At 54.1% G+C, this 16,929-nt stretch carries 14 protein-coding genes and 2 pseudogenes; all 16 read right to left on the bottom strand.

The features are described from left to right. Positions 1–50: 50 nt before the first annotated feature. Positions 51–2,852, bottom strand: a complete 2,802-nt coding sequence (gene ileS / locus LPA02S_RS06780) for an isoleucine--tRNA ligase (protein ID WP_054648871.1) — start codon at positions 2,850–2,852, stop codon at positions 51–53. Between the two features lie 261 nt (positions 2,853–3,113). After that, positions 3,114–3,740: a DivIVA domain-containing protein gene (locus tag LPA02S_RS06775; protein WP_054648869.1), complete on the bottom strand. Its 627-nt coding sequence runs from the start codon at positions 3,738–3,740 to the stop codon at positions 3,114–3,116. A gap of 38 nt (positions 3,741–3,778) precedes the next feature. Beyond that, positions 3,779–4,573: a YlmH family RNA-binding protein gene (locus LPA02S_RS06770; RefSeq protein ID WP_056957117.1), complete on the bottom strand. Its 795-nt coding sequence runs from the start codon at positions 4,571–4,573 to the stop codon at positions 3,779–3,781. Between the two features lie 16 nt (positions 4,574–4,589). Further along, positions 4,590–5,081 (bottom strand): cell division protein SepF, encoded by a 492-nt coding sequence (locus tag LPA02S_RS06765; RefSeq protein ID WP_054648863.1) that lies wholly within the window; start codon positions 5,079–5,081, stop codon positions 4,590–4,592. Between the two features lie 29 nt (positions 5,082–5,110). Then, positions 5,111–5,317, bottom strand: a pseudogene (locus LPA02S_RS11955) (cell division protein FtsZ); the annotation flags it as partial. Between the two features lie 77 nt (positions 5,318–5,394). After that, positions 5,395–6,355 (bottom strand): annotated as a pseudogene (gene ftsZ / locus LPA02S_RS06760) (cell division protein FtsZ); the annotation flags it as partial. Between the two features lie 35 nt (positions 6,356–6,390). Then, the gene (gene ftsA / locus LPA02S_RS06755) at positions 6,391–7,746 is read right to left on the bottom strand and encodes a cell division protein FtsA (protein WP_056957118.1); all 1,356 of its coding nucleotides are present in this window, start codon (positions 7,744–7,746) and stop codon (positions 6,391–6,393) included. 130 nt (positions 7,747–7,876) lie between these two features. Next, on the bottom strand, positions 7,877–8,683 hold the full coding sequence (locus LPA02S_RS06750) for a cell division protein FtsQ/DivIB (RefSeq protein ID WP_056957119.1): 807 nt from the start codon (positions 8,681–8,683) through the stop codon (positions 7,877–7,879). Positions 8,684–8,689: 6 nt separating this feature from the next. Beyond that, positions 8,690–9,787, bottom strand: a complete 1,098-nt coding sequence (gene murG / locus LPA02S_RS06745; protein WP_056957120.1) for an undecaprenyldiphospho-muramoylpentapeptide beta-N-acetylglucosaminyltransferase — start codon at positions 9,785–9,787, stop codon at positions 8,690–8,692. 33 nt (positions 9,788–9,820) lie between these two features. Then, the gene (gene murD / locus LPA02S_RS06740; protein WP_054648854.1) at positions 9,821–11,179 is read right to left on the bottom strand and encodes a UDP-N-acetylmuramoyl-L-alanine--D-glutamate ligase; all 1,359 of its coding nucleotides are present in this window, start codon (positions 11,177–11,179) and stop codon (positions 9,821–9,823) included. Positions 11,180–11,254: 75 nt separating this feature from the next. Further along, the gene (gene mraY, locus LPA02S_RS06735) at positions 11,255–12,220 is read right to left on the bottom strand and encodes a phospho-N-acetylmuramoyl-pentapeptide-transferase (protein ID WP_056957121.1); all 966 of its coding nucleotides are present in this window, start codon (positions 12,218–12,220) and stop codon (positions 11,255–11,257) included. A 15-nt stretch (positions 12,221–12,235) separates the two neighbouring features. Beyond that, positions 12,236–14,398 (bottom strand): penicillin-binding protein, encoded by a 2,163-nt coding sequence (locus LPA02S_RS06730; RefSeq protein ID WP_056957122.1) that lies wholly within the window; start codon positions 14,396–14,398, stop codon positions 12,236–12,238. Beyond that, positions 14,395–14,784, bottom strand: coding sequence for a cell division protein FtsL (gene ftsL2, locus LPA02S_RS06725; RefSeq protein ID WP_056957123.1), 390 nt, complete (start codon positions 14,782–14,784; stop codon positions 14,395–14,397). Before ftsL2 ends, LPA02S_RS06730 begins: the two co-directional genes overlap by 4 nt. An 11-nt stretch (positions 14,785–14,795) precedes the next feature. Then, on the bottom strand, positions 14,796–15,731 hold the full coding sequence (gene rsmH, locus LPA02S_RS06720) for a 16S rRNA (cytosine(1402)-N(4))-methyltransferase RsmH (RefSeq protein WP_054648850.1): 936 nt from the start codon (positions 15,729–15,731) through the stop codon (positions 14,796–14,798). A gap of 3 nt (positions 15,732–15,734) precedes the next feature. Next, positions 15,735–16,166, bottom strand: coding sequence for a division/cell wall cluster transcriptional repressor MraZ (gene mraZ / locus LPA02S_RS06715; protein WP_054648849.1), 432 nt, complete (start codon positions 16,164–16,166; stop codon positions 15,735–15,737). Positions 16,167–16,406: 240 nt separating this feature from the next. Beyond that, positions 16,407–16,739, bottom strand: coding sequence for a hypothetical protein (locus LPA02S_RS06710; protein ID WP_054648848.1), 333 nt, complete (start codon positions 16,737–16,739; stop codon positions 16,407–16,409). Positions 16,740–16,929: the final 190 nt, after the last annotated feature.

The raw sequence follows: 16,929 nt of genomic DNA, 5'->3' as shown, positions 1-16,929 counted from the left end.
ACCACCCAAAAAGGAGCCAGCACCATGGCTGACTCCTTACTAAGACGAAACTATTTACTTTGCTTAGATTCCAGTCCCTCAGCCACGGCCTCCGGGAAGTTATCACGAACGATAGCGGCACAACGGGCACACAGGGTTGGGAACGCATCGTCGGTACCGACGTCGGTCCGGGTCATCCGGCAACGTTCACAAACATCGCCATCGGCATGCTCTACCAAGACCGCACCGTCTTTGAACGTCAGGGCCTCCGCTGGTGCGGCAGTGCCCACCGCAGCCTGGCTGAAACCAGACACGATCAGCATCTGCATCACGTCGCTGTCACCCAGGCTAGCCAACAAGTCGGCCAGCTGCTGCGTTGGGTAAACCGTCACCTTAGCTTCCATCGACTTACCAATCAGCTTGGCGTCACGCGCTTCCTCTAACGCCTTTGCAACGTCACTGCGGAAGTCCATGAAGGCGTGCCAGCGGTTGAGAATATCATCCTCACCATCAATGGTACGCGCCTCTGGCATGTCGGACAGGAAGGCGTAATCTTCCTGCCGGTTCAAGAACGGCCAAATTTCTTCCATCGTGTGTGGCAGGATTGGCGTCAGCATCTGGGTCAATGCCACCAGCGCCTGGTACATCACGGTCTGCATCCGCCGCCGCTTCAGACTATCAGCCGCCTCAATGTAAACCACGTCTTTGGCAAAGTCGAGGTAGAAGGCGGACAAGTCGTTTACGAGGTAGGCAGAAATGACCTTCTCAACGCTACTGAAGTCGTACTTCACGTAGTCAGCGTGCGCGTCACGGACCACCTGGTTCAAGCGAACTAGCATGTAGCGGTCGACGTCACCCAGATTATCCCAGGCCACCGTATCCTTAGCCGCATCGAAGTCCGTCGTGTTGGCCAGCATGAAACGCATGGTGTTACGAATCTTCCGGTACGCTTCACTCGTCTGAGCAAAGTTGTCCATGGAGACGCGGACGTCAGAACTCGAGTCAACACTAGCAACCCACAGACGGATGATTTCAGCACCGTACTGCTTCTCCACCTTTTCGGGGGCAATAACGTTGCCGAGTGACTTGCTCATCTTTTGGCCCTTACTGTCCAGCGTGAAGCCTTGCGACAAGATACCCTTGTATGGCGCTACGCCGTTAACGGCCACACTCGTAATCAGACTACTGTTGAACCAGCCACGGTATTGGTCAGAGCCCTCCAAGTACAGGCTAGCCGGGTAAGCGAGGTCATCACGGCCCTTGAGGCAGCCCGCCCATGACGAACCGGAGTCAAACCACACATCCATGATGTCGGTTTCCTTAGTGAATTCGCCGTTAGGGCTGCCTGGGTGAGTATAACCTTCTGGCAGCAAGTCCTTCGCTTCCCGTTCAAACCACACGTTGGAGCCGTACTGACCGAACAAATCGGCCACGTGGTCGATGGTTTCCTTCTCCAGAATCGGTGTGCCATCCTCAGCGTAGAAGATTGGCAAAGGTACACCCCAGGCCCGCTGACGCGAGATAACCCAGTCGCCACGGTCCCGAATCATGTTGTAGAGACGGGTCTTCCCCCAACTTGGAGTGAAGTTAACCTTCTCAATCTGGTCCAAAATTTGGTCGCGGAATGAGGCCACCGACGCAAACCACTGCGTCGTTGCGCGGTAGATAACGGGTTTCTTCGTCCGCCAATCGTGAGGGTAACTGTGAGTGAAGAAGTCCAGCTTCAACAGTGCACCTTTGGCTGTGAGCTGCTCGGTGACCATCTTGTTGGCGTCGTCGTAGAACACGCCCTCAAAGCCCGGAGCGTTTTCGTTCATGTAACCCTTAGCGTCAACCACGGACTCAACGGGCAAGCCGTACCGTACACCCACGTTGTAGTCATCTTCACCATGCCCAGGAGCAGTGTGCACCAGTCCGGTACCTGCATCCAACGTAACGTGGTTGGCGTTCATGACCAAGCTGTCACGGTCGTACAGCGGGTGACGGGCAACCATGTTGTCCATGTCCACACCCTTGAACGTCTTGAGCACTTCTGGTGCATCCCAGCCGAGGTCTTCCGCCACGCGGTTCAACATTTCGGAGGCCACGACGTACTTCTTGCCGTCAACCGCCACCTGCGAGTATTCAAACTTCGGGTTAACCGCAATCCCACGGTTCGCCGGAATGGTCCACGGCGTGGTGGTCCAAATAATCAGGGCAGTATCGTCATCAAGGATGCCCTTGCCGTCTTTGACCTGGAACGCCACGTAGATGGATGGTGACTTCACGTCCTTGTATTCCACTTCGGCCTCAGCCAAAGTCGATTCGGACGACCATGACCAGTAAACTGGCTTCAAACCATGGTAGATGTAGCCCTTCTCGGCCATCTCACCAAAGACGCGGACCTCAGCGGCCTCAAATTCAGGCAGCAGCGTGATGTACGGGTGGTCCCAATCACCAGCGACACCCAGCCGTTTGAACTCGGTGCGTTGGCGGTCGATTTCCTTCATGGCAAACTGACGGCACAATTCGCGGTAGTCGGCCATGGCCATCTCTTTGCGTTTGATGCCCTGCTTTGCCAACTGCTGTTCAATGGGCAGCCCATGTGTATCCCAGCCCGGAACGTATGGTGAGTAGTAACCCGCCATGGCGTGGTAACGACTGATGATGTCCTTACTGATCTTGTTCAGGGCGTGACCCATGTGGATGTCACCGTTCGCAAATGGAGGTCCATCGTGCAATACAAACGCCGGCCGGCCCTGGTTCAATTTCTGGCGTTGCTGGTAGACGTGATTTTCCTCCCAGTCCTTCTGGAAATCTGGTTCGCGGTTAGGCAAGTTACCCCGCATTGGAAATGCAGTTTTGCCCAAGTTCAAAGTGTCTTTGACTTTCATGTTGTGCCCCCTTATTAGCATAAAAAAATCTCGTCCTATAGTTAGGACGAGATATTCGTGGTACCACCTAAGTTCGGTCGCCACCTACCGCAGTAGGCAACCACCCTCACCGTTGCGATATCGTGCAACTCCCCGCCTACCGTTGGCTCGGTAGGACCTCAGGACGTGATACCGGTGGGATACGTCACTCCCGGTCTCACACCATTACACCGGGTCGCTGTTGCGCGTCATCCCATCGACGCGTGTCCGTCAATGGTTAAATTACTTAATTGGTTCGTCAGGAAAGACAATCTCAGTGACGCCATTGTCCGACCCGTTCGACGACGATTCTACCGGAGCTGGACCCTCGTTGTCAAGTTTATTTTCAGCACTAGCTGGTACCGGCTGGTCAATGGGTGCACCCACCGTTTGGTTCCACTCCGCGCCACCAATAGCTTCCAATTCGGCTTCCAAGAGCATCTTCATGTGCTGCCGGAACTCCTGCACGTTGCGCTTGGCATCGTCAGCCTCAATCTTGTAACGCCGGGCATCATCAGCTGCGCGACCCACCACTTGGTCATGGTGCGCCTTCGCATCGTTAGCCAGCTGGTCAGCGTGCTTCTGTGCGCGAGCAATGATGGCATCCGCATCGGACTGAGCGTTTTGCTTAACGTTATCCGCAGCGTCCTGGGCAAGAATCAGCGACTTATTCAGGGCTTCCTTCATTCCCTGAAATTCGTCCACCTGGGCCTGGGCGGCCTTCAAGTCTGCACTCAACGACTCGTTCCGCTTAATCAGGTCACTAAAATCCTGGATGATCTGGTCGAGAAAATCGTTCACCTCGTCCTGATCGTACCCCCGCATTTTAACGTTAAACTGCTTGTCATGAATATCAATTGGGCTCAACATGCTCATTCCTCCTAATAGTCACCGGCGCCACCGGTCAATCAGTGGTCCCGACGCTTACGAATCACGCGCGTCTCCACGCGTAACTTCCCCTTAGCTGTTTGGCCGGTAACGGCGTCGACAGCAATCCGCCCAAAGCCGCGGACGGACACCATGTCGTTCGGTGCCACCTCCGCGTCTGGACGTAACGTAGCCTGCCAGTTCAAGGTCACGTCGCCGTGTTCCACCAGCTCCTTAGCCCGCTGCCGTGATACGTGATAGACGTGACTGACCAATGCGTCCACGCGCAGACCAGGCAGCAAAGCGACTTCGTCCTCCCAGTCACTGAGTCCGTGCACCCGCTCATCACGCGTTAGGGGCACGAGCCGCACCGCTACTTTGCCGATATGATCCACGTTGTCCACGAAGAAGTCCGTCATACTAGCATCCACGGCCACCTGCCACCGCGTACCATCGGTCTCAATATCGCCAAAGACCTCACGCTCGATGCCCTGGTGGACCAGGGTGCCCAAAATCGTGCTGTGATGCAGCTCAGCAAACTTGGTGGGGTACTTAATCCCCATCAGTTGCACCTGATAATCAGCCGGCTCCGGCGTAAAATAATCCGGTGCGAACACGACGCGCTGCCATTCAGCGTCGTCGAAGCCCCCGTCAGTCCACATCCCAATACTGTCGTCATCACCCAGTAAGATACGGGCAATGGCACGAGTACGCGGATTGGCAAAGGGGGTAACTACGGGCCGGTATTCCACTTGCGCCGTGGCGATGTAATCGCGGAGCTGGTCAACTAGGATACGCTCTTCCGGACGAAAATGTTGATAAATACCAGTCGTCATCAGTGTTCACCTATGTTTACTCAAGGTCCAAATCGTCGTGGATCTTCTCGGCCAGGCTACCACTAACTTCAAAATTAGCCGGGGTCACTAGAAAAATCATGTTGCCCACCCGCTTAATTTCGCCGTTAATAGCGAATACTAACCCAGTCAGGAAGTCAACGATACGCTTGGCGTCACCGGGCTCCATGCGCGAAAAGTTAACCAGGACGGCCGTATCCGCTAACAGGTTACGACCCACTTCCTTGGCGTCGGAGTACACGCGCGGCTCGTACAATTCAATCTTTGAATTGCCCTTCTGCGCCCCACTAATCGGCAAAACATTGCTAGTCCGGGTCGTGTTGGGCCTGTTCTGTGGCTGCGCCTGCTTTTGTGGTCGTACTGAATCTGCAGTCGTGCTCGCCCCCACGGCACTCTGCATCATTTCGTCATCGGCGTAATCTTGCTCTTCAGCATCGTCGTCCATTTCGAAAAATTTCCCAAACATACTCCCAAGTTTGTCCATTGCCATAATTGTCAACTCCTCACTTGCTTGGCGTACTAGTTATCCATCCGCCGCCGCTTAAAGAACGGCGGTTGGTCATCACTATCATCGTTATCCTTGACGTTCGGCTGGGATTCGAACACGTCGAACTCGGTCTTCTGCACGTTGTCAAAGCTGGCGTGCTGGTCGTCAGCGGCCGCACTTTGAGGCTCGCGCCGTAAGTCCCAGTCGCCGAACGGATCGTCCTGCTTGGCCTGCTGATTGTCAGCTGGCTGGTCGTTCTTCTCCGCCTGGTTGATACTCTGACGAACAGAACCACGACGCGGTGTAGGCGCGTTGTCCAAGTCGTCCAACCCGGTCGCAATCACCGTCACTAGTACTTCGTCGCCCAAGTCCTCGTTGATCGAAGTACCAAAGATGATGTTGACGTCGCTGGTAGCGGCATCCGTCACAATCTGGGAAGCAGCCTGTGCCTCGAACAGGGACAGATCCGGACCACCGGTAATGTTCAATAGTACCTGCTTGGCACCATCGATACCGACTTCGAGTAGTGGCGAGGAAATGGCCTTCTTGGTGGCTTCCTCAGTCCGGTTTTCGCCGGTTGCGGAACCAACACCCATCAGGGCACTACCCTGCTTGGCCATGACCGTCTTCACGTCGGCAAAGTCCAGGTTGACGTAACCAGGGCTCGTAATCAAGTCGGAAATACCCTGCACACCCTGACGCAGAACGTTGTCGGCAGTCTGGAAGGCCTCCAACATTGGTGTCTTCTTGTCCACAATCTCTAGCAGGCGGTCATTAGCAATAATCACCAAGGTGTCAACGTGCTGCTTCAACTCCTTGATGCCGTCAGTCGCGTTGTTCGCACGCTTCGGGCCCTCAAAGGTAAACGGCTTTGTCACAACACCAACAGTCAATGCGCCTTGTTCCTGCGCAATCTTGGCGACTACCGGTGCGGCACCAGTACCAGAGCCACCACCCATACCACAGGTGATAAAAATCATGTCGGCCCCTTGCAGTGCTTCAGCAATGGCTTCTTCACTCTCTTCAGCGGCCTTCTGACCAATTTCGGGAGCCGCCCCGGCACCTAACCCACGCGTCAACTTGGGTCCTAATTGGATCTTCGTTTCAGCGTCGGACGCGCCTAGTGCCTGCAAATCCGTGTTGGCGGCGATAAACTGCACACCCTTCACGTCTTCCTTAATCATACGGTTAACGGCATTACCGCCGGCCCCACCGACACCAATGACTTTGATCACGGCGCCGTTCGCACTCATTTGTTCATCTGCTGCGAATTCCATCTTCGTTCCTCCTACTAGGGGTTTAATTTGTCTGTTTATTCAAAGAATGAGCTGAAGAAATGACGAATCTTCTTGCCCGTTTCCTTGGGTTCCGGCTCGTCCTGCTGCTCAGACGCGGTGTCGGCCTTAGCTTTACGCGCCGGACGCTGCTGGTCCGCAGACGGTTGCCGCGCCAAACGCGGCTGCTCCGTACTCTGGGTGCTCCGACCACCAGTGGCCGTGATTTCTTCTTGAGTCACGGCGCTGTTGGCCAACTTGTCAATATCCGTCATGGCGGCCGCCGACTTAATCAAAGCCAACGCCTGACTGAATGACGGGTGGCGTAATCCCACTTCGGACGGCATGTACAACTTAACCTCGCGTTGGAAAATCTCCTTTGCCAGGCTAGTAATTCCCGGCATCGCCGCCGTGCCCCCAGTAATCACAATGCCACCGGGCAAGTCCAATGCGTGCGCGTCACTTAACGCTTCGTTGAGCCGCGTGAGGATCTGGGTCACACGTGCTTCGATGATTTCCGAGAGGTACTTTTCTGAAATCATTGCCGGGTTGGGTTTCCCCACCACCGTTACGGGGAAGGTTTCATCCTCGCTGGCGGCGAATGAATCGGCATTACCAAAGTCGCGCTTGAGTTTCTCCGCGGATGTGTAGTCGGTATTGAGCACGATGGAAATATCCTTCGTGATGTTCTCGCCACCCTCACGGTCAGCGTACGTGAACTTCAACTTATGGTCGTGAATGACCGCCGCCGTCGACTGGCCGCCACCAAGATCAATGACCACCGTTCCGAAGTCCTGTTCCCCATCGGAAAGTATGTACTCACCCAATGCCAACGGATTGACTACCATCTGCTCAATAGCAAGGCCGGCTTTGTTAACCGCCCGCTTGATGTTGTGCACCACGGTCTTCGGTACCGTAAGCAGGAGGCCGCGCATTTCAACCCGAACACCAATCATCCCACGTGGATCCTGAATACCATCAAAGCCGTCAACCGTGAACTGACTCGGAATCACCGCGATAACTTCCCGTTCGGGTGGCAAGTTCCTCATCATGGCCGTTGCGGCCACGTTACGGACATCGGCGTCCGTGATTTCCTTGCTCGTTTCACCCACGGCAATCATACCGGTCACGCGTTCAATTTGTAGCAGACTGGCCGGCACACCCACAACCACCTGGTTAATGGTGATGCTGGCCTTATCTGCGGCCTGCTGTACGGCAGTCTGAATGGCAGCCGCAGCCTGGTCAATATCCACAATCACCCCACGGGACAAGCCGCTTGAGTGCTGGTTACCCATGCCAATCACACTCATTTGTCCAGAATTAACTTCAGCAGCAATGACCTTAATTGAGGTGGTCCCGATATCCAGGCCGACATAAATGTCTTGATTAGCCATTAATCTGGACCCTCCTTTATTTTTTCGTTATTCGTAATCGTCAATTTAATAGTTTTTATTACTTCTTTGAGTGTACCACACTGTTTCCCAAATGCGCACCACGTAAAGGCCAGATTAACGTAATTAACGGCTATTTAGTACTCTTGGGAGTGAAGAAGGCCCCCACCTCTAAATCAACGGTTCCTGTTTTATTAACCTGTTTAATAATTGTAGGGTAATACTTAATTTTTTTGCCAACGGTGCGACTATCGGCCACGATGGTATTTCCATCACTCATGGTGATAGTAATCTGGTAGGGATTGCCCCCACCACGAGCGGATTGCACCTCGGAAATATCGTGGCGAATACTAGTCGGAAACTTAGCCACCACCCGCACTACCCGTTGCAGGCCATTGCCAAAACCCTTAAAGATGAGGTCCCCCGACTTGGGGGCGGACGTACCAGTGCGAATGATGGTGCCATCGTCGAGTAGCGCGTGGTAACTGTCGCCGCGTTGGACATAGCCCACCGTTTCGTGTTCAGTGACGGTAATCGTGACGTCACGAGCACCAGTCACCTGCGCCTTGGCGGACGCCACGCGCGCGACGTGTTTAACCACCCTTTGCCCGACATGCTGGCCGTTAAGCCAGACAGTGGGGATCAGGCTACTATTGGTCAAGCCACTCGCCCGCTGCACCGTACTGGCGCTAACGTTCGTGTTGCCACGAACACGCACCGTGCTAACCTTGGATACTGGTAACGCCAGGTACCCCGTAACGATGGTCAACAATACCAACGGTGGCACGATGATTGCGAGGTTCCGGCGGAGACGGTGTTGCCGGACCCCCTCGAGGTGGGGCAAAGGCGCGGCAACACCCCGCCGACCCTTCTGTGGGTGCGGCGTCGGATTTTTAAAATTACCCCTCCCGGGTGTTGCGGGTTCGTCTTTGCGTCCCATGCGGTTCTACCCCCTCATGACATCCTGCATCGTCTTAATTAAGCGGTCCGTGGCGTCAGGTACACCCTGACCCTTTGCTGCCTGCGCCATTGCCTGCAGCCGGTTGCCATCCCCCATCAGGGTATCGATGGATTGAGTGAATGTGCTGTCCAGCTCTGGTTCGGTAACCACGACCGCCGCACCAGCGTCTGCTAATGCCTGGGCATTGTGAAACTGGTGGTTGTGCGTCACGTTCGGGCTAGGAATCAGGATTGACGGCAAGCCGAGCGCCGTAATTTCCGCCAAAGTAGTGGCCCCACTGCGACTCACTAGCAACTGCACGTCTGGTAACACCCGCTCCATGCGGTCGATGTAGGGCACAATACTGATATTACCGGTAGTGTCACCCGCGTCTTCACGCACCCGCTTGTAGTGCGTCCGACCCGTGGCAAAGAGGACTTGGTAGTCACTCCGTGCAAAGGTCGGTAAGGCCGCCAACACGGCTTTGTTGAGCATGGGTGCACCACGCGAACCCCCAAAAATCAGCACGGTGCGTTTTTTTGGATCCAGTCCAAAGTCGGCCAGCCGGTCGTTTGGCGCCAGTCCGGCCACCTGTTGGGCACGGGGGTTACCCGTAATCACCACCTTTGCGCGTGGAAAATCACGCGCAACCTCCGGAAAGCTAATTGCCACCTTATCCACGAAGTGCCCCAAGAACTTGTTCGTTACCCCGGCCACTGAGTTGGATTCGTGGATGACCGTCGGAATGTGCAAACGGGCCGCGGCGTACAGGGTGGCCGCCGATACGTAGCCACCGGTACCCACAACCACGTCCGGCCGAAACTTGCGTAGAATTTGCTTGGCAGCACCCACACTCTTCAGGAACAGCTGCACCGTGTGCGCGTTATACTTCAGGCCCGCCCAGTTCAGCTTGCGGCGGAAGCCCTCGATTTCGATGGTATCGAAGGCGATGCCATGGTCTGGCACAATGCGACTTTCCAGTCCTCGCTGTGTTCCCACGTAAAGGACGTCATCCAGCAAATCGCGTTCCTTCAAACGGTCAATTAGGGCTAGCGCCGGGTAAATATGTCCACCGGTGCCCCCACCCGAAACAATGATACGCATAAGTCCGTCTCCTTAATTAGCTAACCAATCGTCCTATTGCAATTTATCAACATCGGCAATGAACCGATCACCACGTTCTTCAAAGGTATGGAATTGATCCCAACTGGCCGCAGCGGGAGACAATAATAATACGTCCCCGGGGTTGCTCAGCGCATAAGCCGCCGGTACCGCCTGGTCGAGGTTATCAACACGTTTGATATCTGCAATCCCGGCTTTTTGGGCCACTTCCACCATTTGTGCGGCCGTTTCACCATAGGTCACCAGTGCGTGAACGTGTTCCTTCAGTAAGGGAATCAGCGCGTCCATCGATAGGTGACGATCAAGCCCGCCGGCAATCAAGACTTCGGGTGCCTTAAATGCTTCAATCGCCACACTGGCAGCCTCAACGTTGGTGGCTTTGCTGTCATTATAGATCCGCCGACCGTTCAGCTCCTTGAGGAACTGAATGCGGTGCTTCACCCCACCAAAGGTTGCCAGTACGTGCGCAATCGCCGCGTTGCCCACACCGTACAATTTAGCGACGGTCATCGCCGCGAGGGCATTCTCCACGTTGTGTGCGCCAGGAATTTTAATCGTATCCGCCTCAACAACACGTTCACCGTCAAAGCACAGCCAACCGTCCGCGTCCACCAACGCCCGGGCACCAGCAACACCGGTGCGCGAGAACGGTACCACTTGGGCCTTCACGTTCTGCGCGAGGTCCCGCCACTCCTCTTTGTCCCAATTAATGACAAAGTAGTCATTAGCCGTTTGGTTCATCGTAATCCGCATCTTAGCAGCGATGTAGTTAGCCCGCGAGCCGTGGTAATCGAGGTGTGCCTCGTAAATATTGTTCAGTACCGCCACGTGTGGCCGGAGTGTATCAATTCCCAGTAATTGGAAGCTGGAAAGCTCCGCCACAATTTTGCTACCCGGGCCGGCCTCTTGTGCCACCTGGGACAATGGAATGCCGATGTTCCCACCGACGTGTGCCTCAACACCACCCTCATTGAGCATCAGCCCAATCAAAGTGGTGGTGGTAGTCTTCCCGTTCGTCCCAGTAATGCCAACCCACTCTGCCTCGGATACCTGGAAGGCCAATTCTGGTTCGGTGATAATCGGTAATCCCAGTTCCTGTGCCCGTTGAACCATCACGTTGCTGTACGGGATCCCAGGATTCTTGACCATCAAACTAAAGTCTTCGTCGAGCAACGACACGGGGTGACCACCGGTAATGACCCGGACCCCCTCGGACAATAACTCCTGTGCATCCGGGTTGTTATCAAAGTCCTGTGCGTCGTTGACCGTCACTAACGCGCCCAGCTTGTTCAGTAACCGTGCTGCGTTCACCCCACTTTTGCCCAAACCAAGAACAATCACCTTTTTATTCTGATAGTCAGTAATTTGCTTCATAGTGCCCTAAACTTCTTTCTATTATGTATGCTCCGCCACAGCGACGGAGCGTGTATTTAACTGCTTAAACCAATCTTATAGTGCGAACGCCAAGTATAGGCCACTCGCAACTGCGCCCACGATCCAGAAGGTAATATCGATGCGCCACTCGCTCCACCCGCTCATCTCAAAGTGGTGGTGGATTGGGGACATTTTGAAAATTCGCTTACCCGTCAACTTGAACGATAGAACCTGGAGAATCACGCTGGCGGTTTCGCAGACAAAGATAATCCCAATGAGTAATAGCGACCACTCACGGTGCAGCATCAGCGCCACCACGGCCAGCATCCCCCCGAGCGCGAGACTACCCACATCACCCATAAAAATTTTGGCTGGTTTGTGGTTGTAGAGCAAGAACCCTAGGAGCGCCCCCACCGTCACTAAGCAGATAATCAGGACATCGGTACGGTGATCGTGAGCGGCAATGAATGCGTAAGTACCAAAGGCAACGGTCCCTTGACCCGCAACCAGGCCGTCCAAACCGTCAGTCAAGTTAACCGCGTTACTGAAGCCCACCATCCAGAATGCCGCGAACAAAGTGTAGAGTAAAACACTGTTAACGGGGCCAATGAACGGCACGGTGATTACCGGCGCGAAGCCTTCGTGGAGAAATACCACCAAGAACACGGCGGCCCCCACTAACTGTCCGAGCAACTTTTGCCAGGCACGAAGACCAAGGTTACGGTGATTAACCACCTTCACAAAGTCGTCCACAAATCCCAGAACGCCGTACAATACTAGGATAAACAGGGCCACCCACACCGTCATGGTTAGTTGGTGCGTCCAGGCTGCCACCCAGATTGCCGACACGACAATCGCCAGAATGAAGACGACGCCCCCCATTGTGGGGGTACCGTTCTTTTTGGCGTGCCATTTAGGGCCCTCGTCGCGAATCGTCTGCCCCTCATGATTCATCCGCATAAACCCAATGAACAGGGGGAGCAGGATCACGGTGATGGCAAATGCCGACACCGCAGGAATTAACATCTGTGCAAGTTGCATGGTAAACCTCGTTTTCTATTGTGCGGTAAACGTAATGGTACCGCCTGTATCAGGGATTAACGCACCTGCCTTGATGCTCTGTGCACTTGCGTAACCGGAACCCTTCAACTTAAATTTCTTTCCGGTAATCTGGGCCAATTTTAACACATCCGATTTAGACCAACCACTGACATCTGGCATGGTCATTGCACCGTTGGTGAGTAAAAGCACCCGGCTGCCGTTCAGCGCGGTCTGTCCCGCCACCGGCAATTGCTGCACAACTTTGCTCCCAGTACCCACCGTGGCAACGTTATAGCCAGCGTTGGTGAGCTCCGATTGGGCGGCAGAAGTTGACTTATTCGTTACTGCCACCATCTTAGCGCTGGTCGTGTCCTCAGTGGTGGTCGTATTCGCCGCATCATCGCTGGCCGCGTCCAAAGCCAGGGCGCGTGTAATCAGCGGTTTGAAAATTTCGGCCATCATTTCTTCGGCCGACTTCGTGTAGTTTTGCGGCTGCTTCATGGTGATGTACAACAGGTACTTTGGATTCTTCGACGGCACCATACCGGCAACACTGAAGATATAGTTCGAAGCACCAGTCAGGTAACCATTGTTCCCGGCGATTTGAGCGGTACCGGTTTTAACGCCGACGTCGACGCCATCCATCTTATAAGCACCACCGGTACCAATATCGGACTGCACAACTTGCACCATGGCCTTACGAACGTCTTTAGCGGTGCTGGACTTAATAATCCGGCCCTCGGTCTGCTTGCCGTACTTTGTCACCGTACCGTTAGCGGCCACGGTTTTACTGATAATCCGTGGTTTCAGCATGACCCCGTTATTGGACACAGCCGACATCGCCTGTAACATTTGCATCACGGTAACGTTCACCCCTTGACCATACGCAGTAGTGGCTTGGGTGGTAGAGTTGCTAAACGACAGCGTACCCGGATTTTCACTCGGTAGCGTCACGCCCGTCTTCTTACCAAAACCAAACTTCTTCAGGTAGTGATGCCACGTTGAGCTACCCATGTCCTCTTCCAGTTTAACCATCCCCACGTTACTGCTACGGGTGAAGGCCTCTGACAAAGGAATGGTGCCCCAACCACTGCGGTTCCAGTCGTACAAAGTCGTGTCGCCCACCTGAATGCTACCGGATTGATAGTATTCGTTCGGGTTGTAGTGACCGGAGTTAATTGCCGCGGACAGGGTCATGATTTTCATCACGGACCCCGGTTCGTACGCGTCTTGTACTAGCGCATCACGCCACATGTCACTAATTCCGTCCCCGGTTTGTAGTGAGAACGTCGGCCGCTGACTCGCAGCGATGATCGCCCCCGTTTTGGCATTCATGAGCACGGCCGTCATTTCTTTAGGGTCGTACTCGGTCTGTACATTGCTCATCAATGATTCCAAGTAGTTTTGTAGGTTGCTATTAATGGTTGTGTACACGGTACCGCCGTTTTTGGCCGCGACGGTTTGCGCCTTGCTGGTACTTAACTGGTAGCCGTAGTTATCCACCTGGCTGGACGTGTGCCCATTTTTACCCGACAGCAGGCTGTTGAAATACTTTTCCAGTCCCATCGTGCCCACAATCGTCGCGTCATCGCCAGTCCCCTTAACCGTAGTCTGACCGATAACGTGTGAGGCAAAGATATCATCTTCATACAGGCGTGAGGACTCGCTGGTGAAGTGAATACCTGGCAGCTTCAACTTGCTGATCTGCTGTTTGATTGCCAGCGACAACCCACTACCAGCAGAACCGAATTCCACCTGCTTGGTCTTCTTGCTGGTTGGATTCAGGTAGACCAAAATCTTGTCTTTCGCCAACGGCAGGTACTTGGCCAATTCCGTCGCTGTGCGTTCCTTATCGGTCACCAGTTTTTCTTTGTCACCCGAGTATAGCGGCCGAATAACAGCATAAATCGAGTAGGTTTTGCTGGCTGTCGCAATCGTGTTACCATTCGCGTCAACAATGCTTCCCCGCTGGGCCTGCAGCACCGAGGTCCGTGTTTCTTGGGTTAGCCGGCTCTTCTTGAGGTTATGTGCGTCAACATACCCCCCGGAAATAACACAAAAACGATAAACAAAAACGCAGAAGACGACCAGTGTAATCACCAATATCAAGACACCAAAGACTTGGCGGTTCATCCGGAGGCGCGATTTTGAAAACCGTTGTTTTGATTGCTTATTCATTTGGTAACCTGCTTGATATTACCGTCGTTAACCGTCAGCCCGTGCTGCTGGGCAAAGGCGGCTAGCCGGCTCGAAGCGGTCAGTTCCCCAACCGACTGTTGGTAATTGGTCACGCGGTCGGAAGCGCTGGTAATCTTCGTTTGAAGGTTTTGATATGTACGCGTGGTGGACGCTAACCCAAACTGAGTGCTAAGTATTAATAATGCGATGCCCACGGTCGCCAGCCCAATGCAAGCGGTGAGCACGCGTTCCACCATGCTGAACGGCACCCGCTGGGGTTGTGCAACCGTCTTCGGTCGCGCCGATGGTACCGGCCGGGTTTGTGGTTGTGGCGTCGGCCGTAGCTGTGGTGCGGCCGCATCAAATTTTCTTGCTGTATTGTCCATAATGATACCCCCTACATTAACCGTTCCAGCACCCGGAGCTTGGCGCTGTGTGCGCGGTGGTTGTGTGTGATTTCTTCATTACTAGGTAAAATCGGTTTGCGTGATACTAGCTTAAAGTCTGGCTGGGCGCTATCCGGAATGACCGGTAACCCACGGGGCACATCCGCCACCTGAGTTTGTTCCTTAAACATCGTCTTGACCAACCGGTCCTCTAAGGATTGGAAGGTAATGACGGCAATGCGTCCACCAGGATTGACGGTGGCAATCGCCTGCGTCAGCGATTCCTCAAGGGCACCGAGTTCATCGTTAACGGCGATCCGAACGGCCTGGAAGACTTTTTTCGCCGGATGACCACCAGTCCGTCGAGCAGCGGCAGGTATACCGGCCTTAATCAGATCGACCAACTCAAACGTGGTTTCAACTGGGTGCTGTGCCCGAGCCTGCTCAATCTGCCGGGCAATCTGCTTGGCGAATTTTTCTTCCCCATAACGGCTGAAGATGCGAACCAACTCACCAAATGGCCACTCATTAATGATGGTGCGGGCAGTCAACGTTTGACTCTGATCCATCCGCATATCCAAGGGTGCATCAAACCGGTACGAAAACCCGCGCGTAGATTCATCAAATTGTGGACTGGAAACGCCGAGGTCGTAGATAATGCCGTCGAATCCACGTACGTCTTCCGCCGCCAGTGCCGATTGTAAGTTACGAAAGTTCGTATGTAGCAGGTGTAGGTTGGCTGGAAATGGCTGTAATTGGTGTTCAACCGCGGCAATGGCTTCGGCATCCTGATCAAAGGAGTAGAGCTGGCCGTCTTGCAGGTGACTCAGAATCAACTGCGTATGCCCGGCACGTCCCAAGGTAGCGTCAACGTATATTCCGTCTGGCTTGATGGCAAGAGCTTCAACCCCTGCATGTAGTAATACTGTCTCGTGTGTATACGTCATAAGCTATAACCCGAAGTCCATTAAGTTTTCAGAAATTTCATCGAAGTCTGACTCAGCGTCCGTTGCAAATTGTTCCCAACGTTCGGTGCTCCAAATTTCGATGCGGTTGGCAACCCCGACCAGTACGCAGGCCTTATCCAAAGCTGCGTGGGTCATCAGCGGTTTAGGAACGTTGATCCGGCCCTGCTTGTCCAGCTCACACTCCGTGGCTGCGGAGTACAGCAGACGAACAAAGGTCCGGGCGTTCTTCTGGGTTAGCGGCAGGGTTTGTAGCTTTTCCTGCAGCTTGGCCCATTCCGACTGGGGATAACCAAAGAGGCAGCCGTCCATCCCGCGGGTCAAAACAAAGTCATCACCCAGTTGTTCGCGGAACTTTGCGGGGATAATTAAACGTCCCTTTGCATCCAAGTTGTGATGAAACTCACCCATGAACATAGACGGCACCTCCCTTCATGATTCTAATATTACCACAATCCCCCACTTCCCACCACAATTTGTGTTATTTTCTCCACACTTTCCACTTATTTGACGATGACCTTAAACAAAAGGCAAGCAAAAGGCCCGAAAGCATTGGCTTTCGGGCCTTAACGGGTATGTGGGGAGTGGTGGGGACTGCGCCCCTATTTTGGGCAATTAGGTGGTGATTTCGCCCAAATCGAACCCTTGTTCGTGTTATTAAGCGGTCCAAATGATGGCGCCGACCCACCAAACGGTTGACAGGACCCCTAAAATACCAGCGAGCTGGGTAAAGTACCGTTTGAATAATAAGTCATATTCCCGGTAGATGGTCACCCCCACCCAAATGAGTGCAACCAAGCAAGTCGCAAAGGCGCACACGAACAGGTAGTCAGGGTGTGACCACGTTAACAAGATGATGCCCGCACCGTTCACGACCGGGATTAGGAGTAGCAACGGCTTCAACCCACGACGACGATGGCGCACCAGCACCCACAGAGCTAGCGTTACCACTAACCACACCAGGGGTAAAACCAAACCGACAGTATGCATGTCATTCACCTCTACTCCGATTGTACCAAAAATTCACGGGTTGGTGTTTGGTACCTGCAGCAGTAGTGGTCACCGGCAGCGTGGGTTGGGCCGGGGAGCTACGGCTTACGTGGGGTGCTCCGCGGTAACCACAGCTAGGGCGAAGGTTGGGTTGTTGCGAACCCGCAGGTGGGCTTTGGGACTGCGGCTT

The sequence above is a fragment of the Lacticaseibacillus pantheris DSM 15945 = JCM 12539 = NBRC 106106 genome, from assembly GCF_001591865.1.
Lineage (GTDB): Bacteria > Bacillota > Bacilli > Lactobacillales > Lactobacillaceae > Lacticaseibacillus > Lacticaseibacillus pantheris.
This window is presented reverse-complemented; position numbering and strand designations above follow the sequence as displayed.